The sequence below is a fragment of the Rhodococcus sp. NPDC003348 genome (assembly GCF_053589375.1).
In genome coordinates, this window is record NZ_JBSFRT010000001.1 from 229,861 (window position 1) to 251,262 (window position 21,402).

Consider the following 21,402-nt stretch of genomic DNA (forward strand, 5'->3'; position numbering starts at 1 on the left):
GGATCGGACGACCGGCACGATCGAACCCCGCGGCGGGGTGCCGGTCCGGTCAGATCCCGCCGCGGCGGTCGAGGAGCAGTCCACGAACGGCCACGAAAGGTAGGCTAGACCCGAACAACTTGTCTGACAACCCGAGGAGTCTCGAGTGGCCGCCCCGCTGCACCGCAACCTGCTCGCCGACCAGGCCGCAGACCGACTGCTCGGCAGGCTCGCCGCAGGGGAATGGGAGGTCGGCACGAAGCTGCCCGGCGAGACCACCCTCGCCGCCGAACTCGGCGTCGGGCGCTCCACCATCCGCGAGGCCCTGCGGATGCTCACCGGACAGGGACTGCTCCGGGCCCGCCAAGGCGCCGGTGTCTTCGTCGAACGGACCACACCCGTCGTCACCTGGGAGGCGGTGCTGCGGGGCCAGGCGATAGCCGAGGTCGTCGAGGTCCGCAACGCCATCGAGGTCGAGGCCGCGCGACTCGCGGCATCCCGCGCCACCACCGACGACGTCGCCGCGATGCGCCGGGCGCTGACCCGACGTGAGGAGGCGTTCCCGCTCGGGGACCGCGCGTTCGTCGAGGCCGACATCGAGGTCCACCGCGCCGTCGTCGCGGCCGCCCACAACCCGGTGCTGGCCGAGCTGTTCGAGACTTTCGTGCCACGGCTGACCGAGGCGATGGTCGACATGGTCGAGCTGCTCGGGATCCGCGCGCACGATCCCGAACCCGACGCCGACGACCACCGCGCCCTCGTCGAGGCCGTCGCCGCCGGGGACATCGAAGGCGCGGTCGCAACCTGTCGCGCGCACCTCGATGCGATGCTCGCCGCCGTCCGCCGCCCCGGTGAGTGAACCCCGGCCGTCGGATACACACCAGTCCCGACTGACCGAATGTGGGATTCGGTCAGTCAGGCCGACCGAATCCCACATTTGGTAAGGGGGTGGGAGATGGTCAGGCGGGGTCGGTGGGGGTGCCGTCGTCCCGGGCGGTCAGCCGGCGCTCGGGTTGCTCGAACCCGAACTGCTCACGCTGCTCACGGCGTTCGAGTTCGACGTCGAACTCGAGGTCTTCGTGGTGGTGTCCGCGGAACAGGAACGCGAACACGATCCACCCGATGATCGCAACCAGGATGAAGCTCACCCCGCGATAGACGAACGCCGCCGCGACGGCCTCCGAGGCGCTGATCCGGGCGGCAGTCGTCAGCGTCGCGATCAAGGTGGCATCGACGAACACCAGCCCGCCCGGCGCCAGCGGGATCGTCGCGACCGCCTTGCCCGCAGCGAACGCGATCAGCACACCCGACAGCGTCGGGTTCGCGCCGATCGCCCAGCACGCCAGGCCGAGGCATGCGACATCCGCGATCCGGTGCACCGCCGACCAGCCCGCGGTGATCAGCCCGTCCCGCTTGCCCAATCGCACCGACTCGAGCTGGGTGAGCGTCTCGCGCACCGCGTGCATCCCTGCGTTGGCGGGCTTCGAGCGCATCCGGTTGACGCGGACCAGGACCCACCCGGCGGCGGCCTCGATCGCACTCGGGTGTGCGGAGACGTAGCGGACCGCCAGGACCAGCGCGATCAGGCCGACGACCGACAGCAGCAGCGTCACCGGGCTGACGGAGCCGCCGACGAGCAGCGCGCCGCCCAACCCGATCAGCGCCAGTCCGATGCCGGCGATCACGCCGGAGATCGCCAGCTGCCAGGACGCGACCACGGGATTCGCGCCCCAGCGGCGCGTCTCCCGGTACGTGAACGCGGTGGAGAACACCTGCCCGGCAGGCAGCGTGACGGCCATCGCCGTCGACGCGTACACCACGGCGACCGACTTGGGCTGTCCCACGTCGACTCCGCCTGCGTGCAGCAACTGCTTCTGCACCCGCCCGTACCCGCTGAGCGACACGGCCTGGGCGAGCACGCACGCAGCCAGCCAACCCCAGTGGATCTCGGTCAGCGCCCGCCACGAGTCGTGCAGCCGCGGCCACAGGTAGACGCCCTCGGCGACAAGCAGCACCACGAGAGCGACACCGGCGACCCACTTCAGCCACCAGAATCGTCCGCGGACACGGCCGGACCGAGGCACCTCCCGAGTGTGAGGGGTACCCCCGGTCGGGTCGGGCTGCGGCGTCACCACCAGGCCAGCGTAGCCAATCGGATCGAGATCGCCCCGCACCGCGAACCGCTGGTTACGGGTATTGGACCGGTGAGGCCAGATGGGTGACGCGGTTGCGGCCGCGTAGCTGGACCTGGTCGCCGAGCTCCCACTCGGACTGCTCCTCCTCGTCGGCGAAGTACAGCGCGCTCGTCGACGCCAGCACCCGGCTGGGGTGGATCTTCGCCAGCTCGGTCAGTCGCGACGCCTCGTTGACCGGGTCCCCGATCACCGTGTACTCGAACCGCTCCGCGGCACCGATGTTCCCGGCCACCGCCAGTCCCGCCGACACGCCGATGCCGATGTCGAGGGCGGTGATGCCGTCGAGGGCGAACCGCAGCTCCCGCGCGGCGGCCAGTGCCGCGGTCGGGGCGTCGGGCCGGTCCAGCGGGGCACCGAAGATCGCCAGAGCCGCGTCGCCCATGAACTTGTTGACGAACCCGTGGTGCCGGTCCACCACGTCGACCACGACCCGGAAGAACTCGTTGAGCAGGCTGACCACCTCGCCGGGTGGACGTTCGGCCGCGGCGCCGGTCGAGCCGACCATGTCCACGAACAGCACCGCCACGAACCGGGTCTCGCCGCCGAGCTCGGTACCGAACTGCAGCGCCCGCCGGGCCACGTCCTCACCGACGTGCTGACCGAACAGTTCGCGCAGCACGCGCCGTTCCGCCGAGTCCTGCATCATCCGGTTGAACCCGACCTGCAGCCGACCGATCTCGGAGCCGTCGAACACCTCGACCTGCACATCCGTCGCGCCGCGCTGCACCCGCTCGATCGCCCGCCGCAACTGGCGGATCGGATCGGACACTTGACTCGCGGTCAGCATCGACAGCACGAATGCCGTGGTGATCGTCATCACGGAGAGCAGCAGCACCGCGATCGCCAGCGCATTCGTCGAGAACTGCAGGTCGGTGCTCAGCTGCGTCGCACAAAGCAGGATGATGCCGATCACCGGCATCAACGTGCCCAGTCCCCACGTCATCGCCATCCGGGTGCCGACGCCCGGCGCGAGGGTGCGGTCGAACCGGCCCTCGGACAACGCCCGCGCCGCCACGGGCCGCAAGATCCGCTCGCCGAGCATGTAGGTGAAGCCGAACGTGGTGGTCGCGGCCATGCAGACCGTCACGATCACCGCGACCGCCAGTTCCGGCATCTCCGAGACGGTGAGGATCACGAACAGGATGCCGCCGATGATCCACAGGATCAGGTGCACGATCGCCTGCCGCAACGGGGCGTGCAGCGCCGCCATCTGCTCGCTGCGGGTGGGCGGGCCGCCCCGCAACTGCCAGCGGATCACCGACCGGAGCATCATCGCCGCTGCGCCGAGGCTGACGACCCCGGCGAGGGCGAGGTAGATCCCGAAGATGACGACGTTGCGCACCCGATCCTCGAGGATCGCGTCGGACTCGGTGATCGGAAGCCCGTACCGGATGAACGCCAGTACCAGTACTGCGCCGATGAAGTTGGCCAGAATCATCGACCCCATGTAGAGCGGCCAACGACTGCGCATGGTCAGCGCGACCGCTCGGTAGGAGGATGCCAGCACAGCGACCAATTTAGCGGGGCGTCGTGTACCCCAGCAGAGCCGGAGGTCCCCAGTGTCGCGCCGCGGCGCTCCTCCCGCGAAACCGCGGCCACGCGCCGTAGGCTCGCCGAGGTGACCGCGAACGACCCGCCGCGGACCCTCCCGCCCCGCGGCGAGGCGCGCCGAGACGCCGATTCGGTGCATCCGCGGATCCGCCTCGCCACCGAATGGACGTGGCGGCTGCTGGTCCTGTTCGCGGGCCTGCTCGCGCTCGGGTGGATCGTCGTCGAACTCGACACGGTCGTCATCCCGGTCGCGCTGGCGCTGCTCGCCGCCGCCCTGCTGCACCCGCCCGTCGACTGGCTGCACGGCAGGGGGGTGCCGCGCGCGGCCGCCGTCGCGGTGGTGCTGATCGCCGCCATCGGTGTCGTCGCCGGGATCATGACGTTCGTGGTCGAACAGTTCGTCGCCGGGCTGCCCGCGCTGACCGATCAGTTCACCCACTCGGTCGACCAGATCCAGGACTGGCTGACCGACGGTCCCTTCCACTTCTCGGAAGATCAGATCCGCCACGCCGGCGACTCGGTCGTCGGTGCCATCGAGGACAACAAGCAAGCGGTCACCAGCGGGGCGCTGACCACCGGCCGGGTGATCGGCGAACTGCTGACCGGGGCCGCGCTGACCCTGTTCACCCTCGTCTTCTTCCTGTACGGCGGTGAGCAGATCTGGCGGTTCGTCACCGGTCTTGTGCCGTCGCGGTCGCGGGAGCGGGTCCGGCTCGCCGGCAGCCAGGGCTTCGGTTCCCTCGTCGGATACGCCCGCGCGACCGTGGTTGTTGCGGCCGCCGACGCCGTCGGCATCGGCGCCGGGCTCGCGATCCTCGGCGTGCCGTTGGCGCTGCCGCTCGCGACGCTCGTGTTCGTCGGTGCATTCATCCCGATCGTCGGCGCGTTCGTCACCGGCTTCGTCGCGGTCCTCGTCGCGCTCGTGTCGAAGGGGCTGATCACCGCACTGATCACGCTCGGCATCATCATCGGCATCATGCAGCTCGAGGGGCACGTGCTTCAGCCGCTGCTGCTCGGGCGGGCCGTGCGGTTGCACCCGCTGGCCGTCGTCCTGGCCATCACCACCGGCATCGTGCTCGCCGGGATCGTCGGCGGACTGCTCGCGGTCCCGATCGTCGCGGTGCTCAACACCGCGATCCGGTCGTTGCTTGCGTCGGACCCCGGCGAGGTGCCCGACGAGGTCGACGTCGCGGATCCGACCCTGCCGCTGTTTCCGGCCACCCCGGACCCGCCGCCGTGAGCGCTTTCGGCCCGCAGGGGGACCGGAAGGACTCACGGGCCACCGCACCGCTCTGGCGCGCGGCGCAGGTGTTCCGGTTGGCGACCCTGGTGTACGCCGTCGGCTATCAGATGACCGCGGTGGCGGAGTACACCCGCCCGACGCTGAGCTGGGTCCTGGTGGCGTTGATGGCGGTGTGGTCGGGCGTGGCCGCGGTCGCGCTGTCCCGCGACACCACGCGGCGCCGGTGGTGGGTGGTCGCCGATCAGTGCTTCGTGGTCGGCGCGATGGCGGCGACCCGGCTGGTCGCCGACCAGGACTGGTACTCCACCCACCAGAGCCTGCCCACCACGCTGTGGGCGACCAACGCGGTGATCTCCGCCGCGATCCTGAGCGGACCGACGGTCGGGGTGCTGTCGGGGCTGGTGATCGCGGCGACCGGGGCCGTGGTGCGCGGCCAGATCGACCTCGACCTGGCCCGTGACGCCACCGCGCCGGTGTTGCTCTCCGTTGGCCTCGCGGTGGGCATGGCGGCGAACACCGCACGCCGGTCCCAGGAACAACTCGAACGGGCCGCCCGCCTCGCCGCCGCGACCGACGAACGTGAGCGATTGGGTCGCGAAGTCCACGACGGGGTGCTGCAGGTACTCGCCTACGTCCGCCGGCGCGGCGCCGAGATCGGCGGTCCGACAACCGAGTTGGCGACTCTGGCGGGTGAGCAGGAGGTCGCGCTGCGGGAGCTGATCTCGGAACAGGCGGCGCCGGTGCCCGGCGACACCGCGGACGTGGACCTGCGGACGCTGTTGCGCGGCGAAGCCGGAACCGCGGTGTCGGTGTCGGCGCCCGCCGAACCGGTCACGATGCCGCGGACGCGCGCGGACGAAGTCGCCGCGGTGGTCCGGACCGCATTGTCGAACGTCGCCCTACACGCCGGTAGCGGTGCGAAAGCCTATGTCCTGCTTGAGGATCTCGGTGACGAGGTAATCGTGTCGGTGCGTGACGACGGCGTCGGGATCGCGCCGGGACGGCTCTCCGAAGCGGAGGCCGAGGGCCGGATGGGTGTGTCGCGGTCGATCCTGGGCCGGGTGGAGGCGCTCGGTGGCACCGCCGTGTTGGACACCGCGGCCGGTGAGGGCGTCGAATGGGAGATCCGGGTGGGCAAAGGCGCGCCGGAGAGGGGGAGAACGTGACGGACCCGGTGACGGTGATGGTGGTCGACGATCATCCGATCTGGCGGGAAGGGGTGGCCCGCGACCTCTCGGAGGCGGGCTTCGATGTCGTCGCCACCGCGGACGGCGTGGACGCCGCGCGCCGGCGGGCCGCTGCAGTGCGACCCGCCGTGGTCCTGATGGACATGCAGTTGCCCGACGGCAACGGGGCCGAGGCGACGGTCGCGGTGCTGGCGGCGTCGCCGACGTCCACGGTGCTGGTGCTCTCCGCGTCGGCGGAGCGCGAGGACGTACTGGAGGCGATCAAGGCAGGCGCCACCGGGTACCTGGTCAAGAGCGCGTCCGCCGCCGAACTGGTCGCGGCGGTCCACGCCACCGCCGCGGGGCAGGCCGTGTTCACTCCCGGGCTGGCCGGACTGGTGCTGGGCGAGTACCGCCGCATCGCGGGCGCAACGACCGGAGAGACCACCGTCGACGTACCGCGCCTGACCGACCGTGAGACCGAGGTGCTCAGACTCGTCGCGAAGGGCCTGAGCGCCAAGCAGATCGCGACGCGGCTCTCGCTCAGTCACCGGACCGTGGAGAACCACGTCCAGGCCACGCTGCGCAAGCTGCAGTTGGCCAACCGGGTGGAACTGACCCGGTACGTCATCGAACGCGGCCTCGATTGAGATCCGGTCGCGAGTGACCTAGCAGACGTCGCCGGAAAACCCCTGTGCCGATCGGGTAGGACTACTCATGTCCACGCCGACCTGCGCCCCGATGCTGGGACCCATGGTCAATCCCGGTGGTTCCCAGATCGATCCGCAATTGGTGGCTCGGCTCTCCGGTCAGTTCAGTGCGCTCGGGCAGCACCTCCACGAGGTAGCGGCGGACCTGACGCGGCTCCGGTCGCAACTCGAGGTCTCCGCACCGCAGCCGGTGCACTCGTCGGCGCCGATGCCGATGCCGATGCCGATGCCCACGGCCGCACCGCAGGCGACACCGATGCAGCATCCGGCCGCAGTGCCGTACCCGGTGCAGCCGACCTACCCGGCCCAGGCGATGTACGTGGCGCAGCCGCCCCGGCCACCCGGTCCCGCTGTGTCGCAGCCCGTTCCGGTTGCCGGCTCCGACCCGACCCGGTCGGCATCCCCGCCGCGCCGCGACCCGTGGTGGCAGCGCGACGGCCTGGTCAGCCGGGTCCTCGCGGTGGCCGGGGCGGCGGTCACCCTGATCGGCGTCGTGATGCTGCTGGTGCTCGCCGCGCAGGCCGGGTTCTTCGGCCCGGTCGCGCGCGTGGTCGCGGGTGCGGTGTTCTCCGGGGCCCTGGTCGGGGCGGGCCTGCGGGTGTTCGGCCGCAGCGGCGGCCGGGTCGGTGGGATCGCCCTGGCCGGCACCGGTATCGCCGGAGGCTTCCTGGACGTGGTCGCCGCGACGACGTATTACGGCTGGCTGCCGCCGGCACTCGGCCTGGCTCTCGCCGCCGCGATCGCCGCGGGCGGGATGGTGCTGGCGACCAGGTGGCGCTCTCAGCCGATGGCTGCGCTCGTCGTGCTCGCGGTCGCGGCCCTTGCGCCCGCGCTGGCCGACGGTCTCACGATCGGCCTGCTGGCCTTCCTGGTGTTGCTGCAGATCGCCGGGTTCGCGCCGCAGCTCGGCAGGGATTGGCCGTACCTGCATGCGGCCCGGACGATCCCGGTGGTCGTCGCGCTGCTCGCCGCGTTCGCATCCGTGTCCTGGGGCGGAGGCGGCTGGTGGGACGGCGTGAACGGTCCGGTCGCGGCGCTGATCGCGCTGGCGGCGACCGTCGCCGTCGTCGGGGTCGGTACGTCGCTGATCGTGGTGCGCAGGCGCGCCGACGACGTGACCGCGACCGCCATGCTCGCAGCCTCGACGCTGCCCCTGCTGCTCAGCGGTGGGGTGCTCGCGCGGTGGACCGAGGTGGCGGTGCAGTGCACGCTGGCCGCCGCGCTACTCGGGGTCCTCGCGACCGTGCCCGCGCTGCCCGGTCACACCCGTGTCGCCCTGTCTGCGGTCGCGGCGGTGGCCGTGCTCCAGGCGAGCATCGGCGCCACCCCCGGCGACGCACTGCCGGTGACGCTGCTGGTGCTGGCGCTCGGCCTGGTCACCGCCGGAGCCCGGTCCCGGATCGCCTTCCTGATCGGGTTCGGTTTCGCCGCCCTCGGCGGACTCCTGTTCGTCGAGGCCGCACCGCCGGCCGCGCTGGCGACCGCCGCCGACGCCCCCTCGTCGCTGGCGGTGATCGCGTCCGGGATGCTGCTGGCGGCGGTGACGGTGCTGCTCGTCGTGCACGCCCGCGGTGTGGGATTGCCGGCCGCCGATCGGACGGACGCGGCGTGGGTCGCGGCCGGGGTGGTGACCGTCTACGCGGGCACGGCGGCCGTGGTGGCGGCGGGCGTCGCGGCGCTCGGCGCGCAGCCGGGATTCATCGCCGGGCACTGCGCCGCGACACTGTCGTGGATGGTGCTGGCGAGCGCGATGCTGCGGTGGGGACTCACGCACCCGGAGCGCACCCACCTCGCGCTCGGCGCCGGCCTGGCGGTGACAGGTGCGGCGCTGGCCAAGCTGTTCCTGTTCGACCTCGCCACGCTCGACGGTGTGTTCCGCGTGCTGGCGTTCATCGGGGTCGGACTGTTGCTGCTGGCGGCGGGCACCCGCTACGCCCGGGCCTTCGCGACCGGGGCGCAGCGCGAGCAACCGGGAATCTGAGTGCACCCACCCGCTGCGCCTATCCTGTGCGGTATGGAGGCGAGGGATCTGCGGGTGTCGGATGCGGAACGGGAGTATGTGGGGCAGCTGCTCCAGCGGGCGGTCGGGCAGGGGATGCTCTCGCTCGGCGAGTTCAGCGAACGGATGGACACCGCCCTGGCCGCCCGCACCCGCGGCGAACTGAACGCGGTGCTCTTCGACCTGCCGGGGATCCGCGTGGTCGGCGACGACGCGCCGTCCGCACCCGGCACCCCGCCGCCCGTCGGCCAGCCGTCCAGCACTCCCGGGTATGCGTCGGCCGGCGCGTACCCGCCCGCCCCGGCGTCGAATGTGATTCGGGCGAAGATGACCAGCGTCAACCGCAAGGGGGCCTGGACCGTCCCCCCGACGCTGCACATCGAGAACTGGCTCTCCGGCGTCACCCTCGACTTCACCTCCGCCGTGATGCAGACCCAGGTCGTGGAGGTGACGGTCGACGGGTTCTGCGGCTCGGTCACGCTCATCGTCCCGGCGGAGGCCACCGTCGATCTGAACGGCGTCGAGACCGTCGGCGGCAGCACCACGAACAAGGTGCGCAGCGGGCCGCCGATCGGACCGCTGCACCTGGTCGTCCGGGGTCAGGTGCGGTTCGGTTCCGTCACCGCGAAGCACCCGTTCGGCACCGGCCTCCGGCGCATGCTCGGCTGAGCCGACGGCTCCCCGTCGTCGCGGTTCGCGCGGGCAGACGCGATCCCGCGACGACCCGCGGTCAGTCCCGGCGCTGGCGGGCCAGCAGTTCCCGGACGCTGACGGTCGGTGCGCCCTCGGTGTGCCGATGCCGACCGGCGTTCGGATCGGCTTCCGCGTCGCCCTGGTGTGCGGTGACCGGTGCGGTCGGCGGGGGAGTGGGTGCCGGAACCGGACGCGGTGCCGGAGCAGTCGGACGCGGCGCCGGAGCTGCCGGGCGCGGCGCAGGGCCGGCCTGCTGCTGGGGTGCGGGCGGGGGAGCGGGGACCGGTGCCGGTCGCGGTGCCGGGGGCACCGGCGAGGGCGGCGGCGTCCCACCGTTCGTCGGCGCGGCGCCGGGCGCACCGTTCACGGGTGCGCCGGTCGGAACCCGCAGGCTGGACAACCAACTCTCGATCGGCCGGTCCGCGGTGGCGGGCGGCTCGGGTGCCGGCGGCGCCGGGCGCGGGGGCTCGGTCGGCTCCGGCCGAGGCCCACGAATACCGCTTCTCGGCGCGGGCGCCGGCGCGGGCGCGGGGGCCGGCGCGGGGGCCGGGCGAGGAGCAGTGGCGGGCTTCGGCGTCACCTGCGGGATCGGCTCCGTCATCGGCTCGCCGACCAGCGGCTCGGCCGTCGCCGCGATCCGGGACGCGGCGGCGGTGCGTGGTGGCAGCACCCGTTCGATCGCGTCGCGGGTCAACGGCGTCGTCCGACGTCGCGTGGCTTCAGGTCGCGGCACCGGGACACCGACCGCTTCGATCTCGGGGACGTTGTCGGGCATCCGCTCGTCGTCGAGGATCGGCTCGCCCAGACCCAGGCGTTCCTGAATGCGCTTCATCCACGCCGGAGCCCACCAGCAGTCGTCGCCGAGCAGCTTCATCACCGCGGGCACCAGGCCCATCCGGATCAGGGTGGCGTCGATGATCAGCGCGGCGATCATGCCGTAGGCGATGTACTTCATCATCACCAGTTCGGAGAACGCGAACGCGCCGGTGACCACGATCAGGATCAACGCGGCCGCGGTGATGATGCGACCGGTGTGCGCGGTGCCGACCCGGACCGCCTCGGTGGTGCTGGCGCCCTGTGCGCGGGCCTCGACCATCCGGGACAGCAGGAACACCTCGTAGTCGGTGGACAGGCCGTAGATGATCGCCATGATCAGCACCAGCACCGGCGACATGATCGGTCCCGGGGTGAAGTTCAACGGGCCGGCGCCGTGACCGTCGATGAAGATCCAGGTGAGGATGCCGAGGGTGGCGCCGAGGCCCAGTGCGGTCATCAGCACCGCCTTGATCGGCAGCACCAGCGATCCGAACGCCAGGAACATCAGCAGCGTGGTCAGGAACACCACCATCACCACCATCAGCGGCAGGCTGCCGAGCAGTGCCCCGATCGAGTCGTGCTCGATCGCGGGTGTGCCGCCGACCAGGACGGTCACCCCGTCCGGGACGTCCATCGACCGCAGGTAGTCGATTGTCGACTCCGCGTCGTTGCGGTCGACGAGCCCGGCCTTGAAGACGGTCACGTCGTCCTTGGTGGGGTTGTTGATCGTGAACTTCTCGACCAGGCCGGGGGCCTCGCTGGCCTCCTTGACGATCTGGGTCAGCTGCGCGCCCTGCGCGCCCTCGACGACCAGTTTGATCGGCTCGGTGCGGTTGTTCGGGAACAGTTCGTCGAACTGTTCCTGGGCGAGCCGGGTCGCGTTGTCCGGAGGCAGGTAGGTCTCGTTGATGCCGCCGAACTTGATGCCCGAGATCGGGATGGTCAGCAACAGCAGGCCGATCACGATCGGGATCGCGACCTTGAGTGGGTGCTTCATGACCCACTGGGTGATCCGGCCCCAGTAGCTGTTCTCGATCTCCTCGGTGGTCTTGGTCTTGCGCATGAACTTCAGGCCCAGCGCGTCGACCCGGCGCCCGAGGATGCCGAGGATGGCGGGCAGCACCGTCACCGAGATCAGGGCCGCCAATGCGACCGCGGCGATCGCGCCGTACGCGACGGATTTCAGGAAGCCCTGCGGGAAGATCAGCAGCCCGCTGAAGCTGGCGATGATCATCGTCGCCGAGAACACGACGGTCCTGCCCGCGGTCATCACGGTCCGGCGCACCGCGTCGCCGGTGCTGTAGCCCTCGGCGATCTCCTCCCGGAACCGGCTGACCATGAACAGGCCGTAGTCGATCGCCAGGCCGAGGCCGATCAGCGAAACCACCGGCGACACGAACGAGTTCACCTCGGTGAACTGGGTGAACAGCTTCACGACGCCGTTGGCGGCGATGATCGTCAGGCCACCGACGATCAGCGGCAGTGCGGCGGCGACGATGCCGCCGAAGATGAAGAACAGCAGCACACCGACCGCGGGAATCGCGAGGAGTTCCATCCGGTGTACGTCGTTGGCCATCGTGTCGTTGAGCGTTCCGGTGACCGGCTGCAGGCCGGACAACCGCACGTCGATGCCGTCGATGTAGAACTGGTCGCGGATCTCGCGGAAGTTGGCCGCGACCTCGGTGTCGTTGTCGCCGGCGATCGCGACACTGGCGATCGCGTGCTGTTTGGTCGCATCGGCCAGCGCCGCGACCTTCGTCGTCCAATAGCTACCGTTGACCTTGAGGATCTGGTCGGGGTTGTTCGCGACGACGTCCTCGAGGTTCTTCGTGATCTTCGCGGCGAACGTCGGATCGTCGACAGTCTTGCCCTCGGGTGCCGTGTAGAGCAGCACCACGTCCGCCGTGGTGTCGCGGCCGAAGGTGCCGTCGGCGAGCTTCGCGGCCGCCACCGACTCGGAGCCGGGATCGTCCCACCCGCTCTGGCTGAGGTTCTTCTCCAGTCCGAGGCCGTACGCGCCGAGGCCGAGCATCAGCGCGACCATCACCCCGATCACAGTGAATCGGAGGCGATAGACGAGGCGACCCCAGCTGGCGAACACTATTGCACTCCTTGACGTCCGAGGAGCAGAGCGGACAGTGGACGGAACGGCTGCAGCCAGGCGCCCTCGTCGGGCAGCGATTCCAGGCTCACGCGCGGCAGCGGCTCACGGAACACCCCGGGAATGTCCTCGAGGTCGACGAACTCGAGGATCTCCGAGGAAACCGCCCAGCTCGCGTGCTCCCGGAACCCGAGCACCTGCACCGGGACCCCGGTCGCCGCGATGTCCTCGAGCGGCTCGCGGAACGCCTGGCCGTCGGCGGACGCGACCATCACACCGCCGAGACCGCCTTCACGGGCCCGCAGCGCGATGTGGTCCAGCATGTCGGAGTCGACGTCGCTGTCCTCGTCGATCTTCGGCTTCGCGAACACGGCGAAACCGACATTACGAAGTGCCTCCACCCAGGGGCGGACGACGTCGGCGCTGCCCGGCGCGATGTTCGTGAACACCGTCGCCTCCGGCTCCAGCCGGACGGAACTCGTCCCCGACAGCTCGGCCGTGCGGCCGAGCAGCCAGCGGCCGAGCGCGTCGAAGCGGGGCCGGTACGCCGCGGTGGGCCGGCCACCCAGAATTGCGCCGAGCCCCATGTCGAGGTTCGGCGCGTCCCACACCAGCAGTACCCGGCGTGGCTGTCGGGGCTCTCGGCTGTCGTCGCCGGCGGCCCCGGCCGTGTCCGGTAGTCGTTCGCTGACGCTCATCCGCTGACCTTTCCCCAGATCATTTCCGTGATCGGACGGCCGACGCGATGCGCCTTGTCCTCGAACTTGGTGACCGGGCGCTCGTGGGTCATCGGCGAGTCGATCGCGCCGCTCGCCAACTCGTCCCAGTCGAGCCGGGTCAATCGAGGCTCGCCGTCGCCCGCCTCGGAGATCCATTCTGCGTACTCGGCGTGGTCCGTCGCCACGTGCAGCACGCCACCGGGCGCGAGCCGGTCCGCGATCAGGGCGAACGTCGCAGGCTGCAGCAGCCGGCGCTTGTGGTGGCGAGCCTTCGGCCACGGGTCCGGGAAGAACACGCGCGCACCGACCAGCGACTCCGGCGTCAACATGTTCTCCAGCACGTCCATCGCGTCGCCGCGCAGGATGCGGATGTTGGTGATGTCGTCGCGCTCGATGGACTGGAGCAGCTGCGCGAGCCCAGGGCGGTACACCTCCACCGCAAGCAGGTTCGTGTGCGGCTCGGCCTTGGCCATCGCGGTGGTCGCCGTGCCGGTTCCACATCCGATCTCGATGATGGTCGGTGCCTTCCGGCCGAACCACCCGTCGATGTCGAGCGGGGTGTCCGATACGTCGGCACCGATGGTCGGCCACATCCGGTCCCAGGATTGCTGCTGGGAATCGGTCAGGGCGCCGCGGCGGGAGCGGAAACTGGTCACCCGGGGATACAGGCGGGAGCCCCGTTCGGGAGCACCCTCCACCCGGGGTTCGGCGTCATTCACCGCACCATTGTCACGCATGACCCCGGATTCTGGCAGCTGGGTCTTAAGGGCTGGTTGAGACTTTGGCCCCGGCGTGTCATCACGGCTTTCGCTGCCTTGCGCGCGCTAATGGTCCACGACCTGCACGTTCGCCGGATGTTTGCCAGTTCGCTCCGCGAATCGACTGTCGTTTTCGTTCGCCGGCTGCGATTATCGCCACGCGCGTCGGGGAGGCGCGCACGGGTGTTTCAGCACTGGGGGTGACGCGATGGCGTCGACGAAAACGATCCTGCACCGGGTGCGGTCGGCACTCGACACGGGCGCCGCAGCGGACCTCGACAGGCTCGTCGGAACCGTGTGTGCGCCGGTGCGGATCGAGGTGACCGGCCGTGCCGGCGTCGGCCGGTCCGCCCTGGTCGCCGCGCTGGGGCCGGTACCCGGTGCCGAGGTGGTCGAGTCCGAGGCGTGGGACCGCCCGGGGGCGACCGACCCGGTCCCCACCGGAGACGTCGTGGTCCTGACCGTGCTCGACCCGCCGCGAGGTGCCGACCGGGCCGCCGCGGATGCCGCCGGTGGGCGACTGGTGGTGGTGCTCACGAAGGCGGACACGCTGACCGACCCGGCCGGGGCCGCGTCCCGGGCGGCGGTCGCGCTCGGCGCGCCGTGCCTGCCGGTGACGGCGGTCGGCGCCGTCCGCGGTCTCGGCGAGGTCCGCGACGTGCTCGCGGTGCGGGTCGCCGCGGTCCGGGCCGATCGGGCGGCGGCCCTGCTGACGCTCCTGCGGTCGCTGGCCGGGGTGGCGGGCCTGCGCGACGCGGTCGAGGACCTCCTCGCCTCCGACGACGCCGTGTGGCTCGCGGCCTCCGCGGCCGGTGTGTCCGCCGAGGACGGGGACGCCGGCGACGAGGCGTCGTGCTGGCGGGTCCGGCTGAACACCGCGTCCGACGCGGACTCCGCCCGTGCCGCCCTTGCCGGGCACCGCGCGGCCGTTCGCCGGTTGGTGCGTCGTGCCTGACGGGGAGATCGACCGGGTCCTGCGCCGGTGGCACCCCGGCGTCCACGAGTCGTCCGCGCCGGTTGTCGCTGTCGCCGGCCTGCCCGGAACCGGTCGCAGCACCCTGTCCACGCGGCTCGGCGAATTGCTGCCCGACCTCCGGGTCGTCGACGGCCCGGATCCCGTGGCGACCGTGACGGTGACGGTGTTCGACGCCGCGGCCCCGCTCGGACGGGAGGAACTTTCGCTGCTCGAGTCGGTCGCGGCGAGCGGGACGACGGTGGTGTGCGCGCTGACTCGGGTCGACGCGCACCGGGACTGGCCGTCGGTGCTCGGCCGCGACGCCGCGCTGCTTTCCGAACACATGCCCGCGGTCGCGCGGCACCCGATCCTGCCGGTGTCCGCCGTGACCGGCCGCGGGCTGCCGGAACTGCGGGCCGCGGTCGACGAGGCCCTGTGCGGCGCCGATCCCGGGTACCCGCGCCGCGCCGTCCTCGAACGGACCCGCGCGATCGTGGCCGAGGCCGCCGCCGACCTGCGGCGTGACGACGACACGCCGCGGCTGCGGGAACGGCGCACTGCCCTGATCGCGGACCGTGACGACGTCCGCGCCGAGGGCCTCGCCGCACTGCGCCGGCTGACCGCGCTGGCCCGGGTCGACCTCACACATCAGGTCGGCGACCGGGTGCGCGCGGCCGCGACCACGCTGCGCGCCGGACTCGACCGGTCCGACGAGGACGCACTCCACGAGGTCCCGCAACGGCTGCGCGACGAGGTCGCGACGTTGACCGTCGAACTGGACGCGGCGACGAGCGTCGCGCTGACCGGGCTGGGAGCCCAGGTGCTGGGAGAGGCGCATCCGGTGGCCGGTCCGAACCGGCCGCCGCCGGCCGTGGTGGATCCGCAGCCGCGGCACCGGGGCGTCGAGGAGCGGATGGTGATCGTCGTCGGGGCATCCGCGGGGGCGGGCCTGGGCAGGCTGGTGATGTCCCCGATGGCGGGCAGTGCGGTGTTCGACCTGATCGCCGTCCCGGTGACCCTGCTCCTCGGCGCACTCGCCGCCTGGTGGCTGACGCGGATGCGCCGCGTGGCTGCCGATCGTGCACACCTGCGGCAGTGGATCGCGGAGGCGATGGCGCAGGTTCGTTCCGGGCTCGAACAGCGGGTGCTGACCCGCCTCGTCGACACCGAGGCCGAGATCGGCGAGGCGATCGGCCGCGCCCACCGGCAGCGGGTCGCGGCGACCGAGCCGGCGCTCGCCGACCTGGACCGGGCGCTGAGGGAGAACCTGGCCCGCACCTCGGGCCGGGTGGCTGCTGTGGAGCGGGACCTCGCGGTGATCGACCGGGCGCTGGCGGAACCGGGGGACGGAGTGGTGCGTCCAAGTCGGCAGTGACCGGTCTCGGGGACGGGCCGGTGTGATCGAGGGAGGGTGGCGGCGATGCAGGACGAGATGCTGATGATGGGGTTGCTCGGAGAACACTCCGTGTCGGTGGAGTCGGGTCCGGCGGACGGGGACATCGTCCTGTTCGATCCGACCGTCGACCTCGACGGCGACGGGATCCTCGACACCCGGGCGTTCGCGGATGCGGACGGGGTGACGGTCGTGTCCGACCTCGACGGCGACGGCCGCGCGGACCACCTGACCAGGGTCGAGGGGGACGGCGGGTACGCGGCGTGGGAGCCACGGCGGGACGCCGACGGCACGGTGCGCTGGGACCGCACCGACCTCGGACAGCTGTGAGCGCGGCCGCGCGGCGTCGTATACGAGCGGATGCATATCGGAATTTCCGAAAACGCTCAGCAAACTGGACGGATGTCCGTATAAAGGTCGGGTGCGTAACGACGATCACGCACATGTCACACCTTCACCGGGCCGACCGCGGTGGGATGCGCGGGGCCTGTACCTGATCGAAACGGAGATCTACATGTCCCGATCCTCGATGCGCCGGATCACTGCTGTCGCCGCCTCCGGTGCCCTCGTCGCCGCAGGCGCGGTCGTCGGCCTCGGCCTCGGAACCGGTGTCGCCAGCGCCGCCGACTGCAACCAGTCCAGCCACGCCGAGAAGAACAACGCCAGCACCGTGTGGATCACCCACACCTACGACCGCTCGGTCAACGTCACGGAGGCCGCGGGTGGCACCCAGGTCACCTACAAGACGGTGATCGGTACCACCAGCATCGGCAACCCGTACGTCAACACCATCACCGAGTTCCCGCCCACCGGATTCGGTGCGCCCGTCAAGTCGGTCATCACCGCCTTCAACGCAATCGGCGGTCAGCAGCCCGAGGAGGTGACCGCGACCCCGAACGGAGCCGGCTACAAGTTCACCAGCACCGGGTGGTTCGTCAACTCCGGTAACCCGGTCACTCTCGAGACGACCTACGTGGTTCCGAAGGACTCGACCCCCGGCACGGCGATCACCAGCGGTGGCGTCGGCGTCGCGGGCACCGTCGGCGTCAGCAACGAGCTGCCGGACCTGACCGCGTGCTTCAAGGTCCGCCTGCCCAACGCCGGTGAGACCGTGCTCAGCGTCGCGGACGAGACCGGAACCGGTTCGGCCGAGGGACAGCTGTCCTCGACCGGTTCGATCAGCGACGTCCTCGGCGACACCATTCTGAAGGTGATCGAGGGCAGCCTCAGCTGATCCGAGAGCACCACAACCGACTCCGGCGGTGACGACTTCGGTCGTCACCGCCGGAGTCGTGTGACGGCCGTGCCAGATCACTGAATCGGTCCTGTGACCGATCGGACGTGACCCGATTCCCACCACGCGGACCTGCAGCGCTAACCTCTTACCAGGACACCCGGCGCCCGCGTCGTCGTCGACCGTGTGAAACCACTCGCACACGGAGACGGAACAGCGGGTAGTGCCCCGCCGAGAGGGGTCAATCGCGCTACATCGAGCACCGCCGGAGGGCGGGGCGCGGTGAATCGATTCCGGAACACCCCAGGGAGAGTTTGATGACCTCAGCGACCATTCCCGGTCTGAATGGCACCGACCCCGCGCCCACCTCGCACGGCGAACTTCTCGCCTGGGTTCGTGAGGTGGCGGAGCTGACGCAGCCCGACAGCGTCGTCTTCGCCGACGGTTCGGACGAGGAGTGGGACCGGCTGACCACCAAGCTGGTCGAGGCCGGCACCTTCACCCGTCTCAACGACGAGAAGAAGCCGAACTCGTTCCTCGGCAACTCCGACCCGTCCGACGTGGCGCGCGTCGAGTCCCGCACCTACATCTGCTCGCGCGAAGAGATCGACGCCGGCCCCACCAACAACTGGATGGATCCGGCCGAGATGCGCGGCCTGATGACCGACCTGTACCGCGGCAGCATGCGCGGCCGCACCATGTATGTGGTGCCGTTCTGCATGGGCCCGCTCGGCGCCGAGGACCCGAAGCTGGGAGTCGAGATCACCGACTCCGAGTACGTCGTCGTCTCGATGCGCATCATGACCCGCATGGGTCAGGCCGCCCTGGACAAGCTCGGCACCGACAAGCCGTTCGTGAAGGCGCTGCACTCGGTGGGTGCGCCGCTGGCCGAGGGTCAGGCCGACGTGCCGTGGCCGTGCAACGACACCAAGTACATCACCCACTTCCCCGAGGACCGGGAGATCTGGTCCTACGGGTCCGGCTACGGCGGCAACGCCCTGCTCGGCAAGAAGTGCTACTCCCTGCGCATCGCGTCGGCGATGGCCCACGACGAGGGCTGGCTGGCCGAGCACATGCTCATCCTCAAGCTGATCTCGCCGGAGAACAAGAACTACTACATCGCGGCCGCGTTCCCGTCCGCGTGTGGCAAGACGAACCTCGCGATGATCCAGCCGACCATCCCCGGCTGGCGTGCCGAGACCCTCGGCGACGACATCGCGTGGATGCGGTTCGGTGAGGACGGCCGCCTGTACGCGGTGAACCCGGAGTTCGGCTTCTTCGGCGTCGCGCCGGGCACCAACCACGGCTCGAACCCGAACGCGATGAAAACGGTCGAGGCCGGCAACACGCTGTACACCAACGTGGCGCTGACCGACGACGGCGACGTCTGGTGGGAGGGCCTCGAGGGCGACCCGCAGCACCTGATCGACTGGAAGGGCAACGACTGGACCCCCGAGTCCGGCGAGAAGGCCGCCCACCCGAACTCGCGCTACTGCACCCCGATGTCGCAGTGCCCGATCCTGGCCCCCGAGTGGGACGACCCGCAGGGTGTGCCGATCTCGGCGATCCTGTTCGGTGGCCGCCGCAAGACGACGGTCCCGCTGGTCAGCGAGTCCTTCGACTGGCAGCACGGCACCTTCCTCGGCGCGACCCTGTCGTCCGAGCAGACCGCCGCGGCCGAGGGCAAGGTCGGTTCGGTCCGCCGTGACCCGATGGCGATGATCCCGTTCATCGGCTACAACGCCGGTGACTACATCAACCACTGGATCACCCTCGGCAAGAACGCCGACGCCGACAAGCTGCCGAAGATCTTCTACGTGAACTGGTTCCGTCGCGGTGAGGACGGCCGGTTCCTGTGGCCCGGGTTCGGTGAGAACTCCCGCGTCCTCAAGTGGATCGTGGACCGCATCGAGCACAAGGCCGGCGCGCAGACCACCCCGATCGGCTTCGTGCCGACCGCGGCGGATCTCGAGCTGGACGGTCTCGATGTCGTCGCCGCCGACGTCGACGAGGCCCTCGCGGTGAGCGTCGACGAGTGGAAGGCGGAGCTGCCGCTGATCGAGGAGTGGTTCGAGTTCCTCGGTGAGAAGGTGCCGTCCGGTGTCCGCGACGAGTTCGAGGCACTCAAGCAGCGCCTCGGCTGAGTCACGCCGCTTCACGTTGAAGGGAGTCTTCGATCGGTCCGACCGATCGGGGGCTCCCTTCGGTTGTTTCGGGAGCCGGTGTGGGTCGGTTCGAGTGGCAGTGGTGGAATACATGCAACGAACAGCGACGCCCGGCGTATACGCACGGGGAGAGGATCAGCGATGAGCCAGATCTACAACAACGTCACCGAGCTGGTCGGGCGCACGCCGCTCGTCCGCCTGAACCGACTGACGGACGGCACGCAGGCGCAGGTCGTCGCGAAGCTGGAGTTCTACAACCCTGCCAACAGCGTCAAGGACCGGATCGGTGTCGCGATCATCGACGCCGCCGAGAAGTCGGGCGAGCTCAAGCCCGGCGGCACCATCGTCGAGGGCACCTCCGGCAACACCGGTATCGCGCTGGCGATGGTCGCGGCGGCCCGCGGCTACAAGGTGATCCTGACGATGCCGGAGACCATGTCCACCGAGCGTCGCGTGATGCTGCGCGCGTACGGTGCCGAGATCGTGCTCACCCCGGGCGCCGAGGGCATGGCCGGCGCCGTGAAGAAGGCCGAGGAGATCGTCGGGCAGACCGACAACGCGATCCTCGCCCGCCAGTTCGCGAATCCGGCCAACCCGGCGATCCACCGGGCCACCACCGCCGAGGAGGTCTGGGCCGACACCGACGGTGCGGTCGACATCTTCGTCGCGGGCATCGGTACCGGCGGCACCCTGACCGGTGTCGGCCAGGTGCTGCGCGAGCGCAAGCCCGGAGTGCAGATCGTCGGTGTCGAGCCTGCCGACTCGCCGATCCTGACCGGCGGCCAGCCCGGCCCGCACAAGATCCAGGGCCTTGGCCCGAACTTCGTGCCCGACATCCTCGACCGCGAGGTCTACGACGAGATCATCGACGTCAAGTTCGACGACGCCATCACCACCGCCCGCAGCCTCGGCACCGACGAGGGCATCCTCGGCGGCATCTCCGCAGGCGCCAACGTCTGGGGTGCGCTGGAGCTGGCCAAGCGTCCGGAGAACGCAGGCAAGCTGATCGTCGTGGTCATCCCGGACTTCGGTGAGCGCTACATCTCGACGCCGCTCTTCGAGCACATCCGGGACTGAGCGGTATGGGAGTGCTGCGCACGGTTCGGGAGGACCTGAACGCCGCGCGCGGACAGGACCCGGCCGCGCGCAGCAACGCCGAGAACGCGCTCGTCTACTCGGGGCTGCACGCCATCTGGTCGCACCGGGTCGCGCACCGCATGTGGGCCGTGCCCGCGCTTCGCGGTCCGTCGCGGGTGCTGGCGCAGTTCACCCGGTTCCTGACCGGCATCGAGATCCATCCCGGTGCGACGATCGGCCGGCGGTTCTTCATCGACCACGGCATGGGTGTGGTGATCGGGGAGACCACCGAGATCGGTGACGACGTGATGCTCTACCACGGCGTCACCCTGGGCGGTCGTTCGCTGGCGAAGACCAAGCGGCATCCGACGATCGGCAACCGGGTCACGATCGGCGCGGGCGCGAAGGTGCTCGGCCCGGTGGTGATCGGGGACGACAGCGCGATCGGGGCGAATGCCGTTGTCACCCGCGATGTCCCGGCCGACTCGATCGCGACGGGGATTCCCGCGACGGTCCGGCACCGCAGCGGACGCCAGCACGAGCAGCTGGTCGACCCGAACATGTACATCGATCCCGCGATGTACATCTGATCCCCGTCCCGGCGACTTCCTGAATGGCCCACCCGTTCGGTCCGACCGAACGGGTGGG

The 21,402-nt window shown here is 70.6% G+C and carries 18 protein-coding genes; 13 read left to right on the plus strand and 5 right to left on the minus strand.

What is annotated here, in order from left to right:
• Positions 1 to 145: 145 nt before the first annotated feature.
• Complete coding sequence (locus tag ACWDU4_RS01145; RefSeq protein ID WP_450111989.1) at positions 146 to 838, plus strand: FadR/GntR family transcriptional regulator; 693 nt, start codon at positions 146 to 148, stop codon at positions 836 to 838.
• A gap of 100 nt (positions 839 to 938) precedes the next feature.
• Here ACWDU4_RS01145 and ACWDU4_RS01150 read toward each other — a convergent pair whose 3' ends face one another.
• Both ACWDU4_RS01150 and ACWDU4_RS01155 read right to left on the minus strand, forming a co-directional pair.
• Positions 939 to 2,114: a lysylphosphatidylglycerol synthase transmembrane domain-containing protein gene (locus ACWDU4_RS01150; RefSeq protein ID WP_450111990.1), complete on the minus strand. Its 1,176-nt coding sequence runs from the start codon at positions 2,112 to 2,114 to the stop codon at positions 939 to 941.
• A 52-nt stretch (positions 2,115 to 2,166) separates the two neighbouring features.
• Complete coding sequence (locus tag ACWDU4_RS01155) at positions 2,167 to 3,621, minus strand: adenylate/guanylate cyclase domain-containing protein (RefSeq protein ID WP_450112057.1); 1,455 nt, start codon at positions 3,619 to 3,621, stop codon at positions 2,167 to 2,169.
• Between the two features lie 237 nt (positions 3,622 to 3,858).
• Here ACWDU4_RS01155 and ACWDU4_RS01160 point away from each other — a divergent pair, with 237 nt between their 5' ends.
• The 5 genes from ACWDU4_RS01160 to ACWDU4_RS01180 all read left to right on the plus strand — a co-directional run bounded on the left by ACWDU4_RS01160 (position 3,859) and on the right by ACWDU4_RS01180 (position 9,512).
• Complete coding sequence (locus tag ACWDU4_RS01160) at positions 3,859 to 4,965, plus strand: AI-2E family transporter (protein WP_450112058.1); 1,107 nt, start codon at positions 3,859 to 3,861, stop codon at positions 4,963 to 4,965.
• Positions 4,962 to 6,134 carry a MacS family sensor histidine kinase gene (gene macS, locus ACWDU4_RS01165; protein WP_450111991.1) on the plus strand — a complete coding sequence of 391 codons (1,173 nt, stop codon included), beginning with the start codon at positions 4,962 to 4,964 and terminating at the stop codon, positions 6,132 to 6,134. The genes ACWDU4_RS01160 and macS overlap by 4 nt, the downstream gene beginning before the upstream one ends.
• Complete coding sequence (locus ACWDU4_RS01170) at positions 6,086 to 6,784, plus strand: response regulator (RefSeq protein ID WP_450111992.1); 699 nt, start codon at positions 6,086 to 6,088, stop codon at positions 6,782 to 6,784. Before macS ends, ACWDU4_RS01170 begins: the two co-directional genes overlap by 49 nt.
• Positions 6,785 to 6,851: 67 nt before the next feature.
• Positions 6,852 to 8,825 (plus strand): DUF2339 domain-containing protein, encoded by a 1,974-nt coding sequence (locus ACWDU4_RS01175; protein ID WP_450111993.1) that lies wholly within the window; start codon positions 6,852 to 6,854, stop codon positions 8,823 to 8,825.
• A gap of 33 nt (positions 8,826 to 8,858) precedes the next feature.
• Complete coding sequence (locus ACWDU4_RS01180; RefSeq protein ID WP_450111994.1) at positions 8,859 to 9,512, plus strand: DUF1707 SHOCT-like domain-containing protein; 654 nt, start codon at positions 8,859 to 8,861, stop codon at positions 9,510 to 9,512.
• Positions 9,513 to 9,573: 61 nt separating this feature from the next.
• Here ACWDU4_RS01180 and ACWDU4_RS01185 read toward each other — a convergent pair whose 3' ends face one another.
• Genes ACWDU4_RS01185 through trmB form a run of 3 tightly spaced genes read right to left on the minus strand, consistent with a single transcriptional unit; the run spans position 9,574 to position 13,927 of the window.
• Positions 9,574 to 12,453, minus strand: coding sequence for an MMPL family transporter (locus ACWDU4_RS01185; RefSeq protein ID WP_450111995.1), 2,880 nt, complete (start codon positions 12,451 to 12,453; stop codon positions 9,574 to 9,576).
• Positions 12,453 to 13,151, minus strand: a complete 699-nt coding sequence (locus ACWDU4_RS01190) for an NYN domain-containing protein (protein ID WP_450111996.1) — start codon at positions 13,149 to 13,151, stop codon at positions 12,453 to 12,455. The genes ACWDU4_RS01185 and ACWDU4_RS01190 overlap by 1 nt, the downstream gene beginning before the upstream one ends.
• The gene (trmB, locus tag ACWDU4_RS01195) at positions 13,148 to 13,927 is read right to left on the minus strand and encodes a tRNA (guanosine(46)-N7)-methyltransferase TrmB (RefSeq protein WP_450112059.1); all 780 of its coding nucleotides are present in this window, start codon (positions 13,925 to 13,927) and stop codon (positions 13,148 to 13,150) included. Before trmB ends, ACWDU4_RS01190 begins: the two co-directional genes overlap by 4 nt.
• 211 nt (positions 13,928 to 14,138) lie before the next feature.
• Here trmB and ACWDU4_RS01200 point away from each other — a divergent pair, with 211 nt between their 5' ends.
• From ACWDU4_RS01200 to epsC, 7 genes are all read left to right on the plus strand, one after another.
• A complete protein-coding gene (locus ACWDU4_RS01200; RefSeq protein WP_450111997.1) occupies positions 14,139 to 14,885 on the plus strand; it encodes a hypothetical protein in 747 nt (248 codons plus the stop codon).
• Positions 14,878 to 16,260 carry a hypothetical protein gene (locus ACWDU4_RS01205; RefSeq protein ID WP_450111998.1) on the plus strand — a complete coding sequence of 461 codons (1,383 nt, stop codon included), beginning with the start codon at positions 14,878 to 14,880 and terminating at the stop codon, positions 16,258 to 16,260. The genes ACWDU4_RS01200 and ACWDU4_RS01205 overlap by 8 nt, the downstream gene beginning before the upstream one ends.
• Positions 16,261 to 16,305: 45 nt before the next feature.
• A complete protein-coding gene (locus tag ACWDU4_RS01210; protein WP_450111999.1) occupies positions 16,306 to 16,608 on the plus strand; it encodes a DUF6802 family protein in 303 nt (100 codons plus the stop codon).
• A 184-nt stretch (positions 16,609 to 16,792) separates the two neighbouring features.
• Positions 16,793 to 17,512 carry a hypothetical protein gene (locus ACWDU4_RS01215; protein WP_450112000.1) on the plus strand — a complete coding sequence of 240 codons (720 nt, stop codon included), beginning with the start codon at positions 16,793 to 16,795 and terminating at the stop codon, positions 17,510 to 17,512.
• A 317-nt stretch (positions 17,513 to 17,829) separates the two neighbouring features.
• Positions 17,830 to 19,656 carry a phosphoenolpyruvate carboxykinase (GTP) gene (locus ACWDU4_RS01220; protein WP_450112001.1) on the plus strand — a complete coding sequence of 609 codons (1,827 nt, stop codon included), beginning with the start codon at positions 17,830 to 17,832 and terminating at the stop codon, positions 19,654 to 19,656.
• Positions 19,657 to 19,818: 162 nt separating this feature from the next.
• Positions 19,819 to 20,754 carry a cysteine synthase A gene (cysK, locus tag ACWDU4_RS01225; protein ID WP_450112002.1) on the plus strand — a complete coding sequence of 312 codons (936 nt, stop codon included), beginning with the start codon at positions 19,819 to 19,821 and terminating at the stop codon, positions 20,752 to 20,754.
• Positions 20,755 to 20,759: 5 nt separating this feature from the next.
• Positions 20,760 to 21,344 carry a serine O-acetyltransferase EpsC gene (gene epsC, locus ACWDU4_RS01230; protein WP_450112003.1) on the plus strand — a complete coding sequence of 195 codons (585 nt, stop codon included), beginning with the start codon at positions 20,760 to 20,762 and terminating at the stop codon, positions 21,342 to 21,344.
• Positions 21,345 to 21,402 lie beyond the last annotated feature (58 nt).

Excerpts from the sequence above, each read along its gene's own strand:
- ACWDU4_RS01170 (WP_450111992.1), top strand. The coding sequence starts at position 6,086 with ATGGGAGATCCGGGTGGGCAAAGGCGCGCCGGAGAGGGGGAGAACGTG.
- ACWDU4_RS01220 (WP_450112001.1), top strand. The coding sequence starts at position 17,830 with ATGACCTCAGCGACCATTCCCGGTCTGAATGGCACCGACCCCGCGCCC.
- ACWDU4_RS01175 (WP_450111993.1), top strand. The coding sequence starts at position 6,852 with ATGTCCACGCCGACCTGCGCCCCGATGCTGGGACCCATGGTCAATCCC.
- epsC (WP_450112003.1), top strand. The coding sequence starts at position 20,760 with ATGGGAGTGCTGCGCACGGTTCGGGAGGACCTGAACGCCGCGCGCGGA.
- ACWDU4_RS01180 (WP_450111994.1), top strand. The coding sequence starts at position 8,859 with ATGGAGGCGAGGGATCTGCGGGTGTCGGATGCGGAACGGGAGTATGTG.
- cysK (WP_450112002.1), top strand. The coding sequence starts at position 19,819 with ATGAGCCAGATCTACAACAACGTCACCGAGCTGGTCGGGCGCACGCCG.
- ACWDU4_RS01210 (WP_450111999.1), top strand. The coding sequence starts at position 16,306 with ATGCAGGACGAGATGCTGATGATGGGGTTGCTCGGAGAACACTCCGTG.
- ACWDU4_RS01155 (WP_450112057.1), bottom strand. The coding sequence starts at position 3,621 with ATGGGGTCGATGATTCTGGCCAACTTCATCGGCGCAGTACTGGTACTG.
- ACWDU4_RS01190 (WP_450111996.1), bottom strand. The coding sequence starts at position 13,151 with ATGAGCGTCAGCGAACGACTACCGGACACGGCCGGGGCCGCCGGCGAC.
- ACWDU4_RS01215 (WP_450112000.1), top strand. The coding sequence starts at position 16,793 with ATGTCCCGATCCTCGATGCGCCGGATCACTGCTGTCGCCGCCTCCGGT.
- ACWDU4_RS01200 (WP_450111997.1), top strand. The coding sequence starts at position 14,139 with ATGGCGTCGACGAAAACGATCCTGCACCGGGTGCGGTCGGCACTCGAC.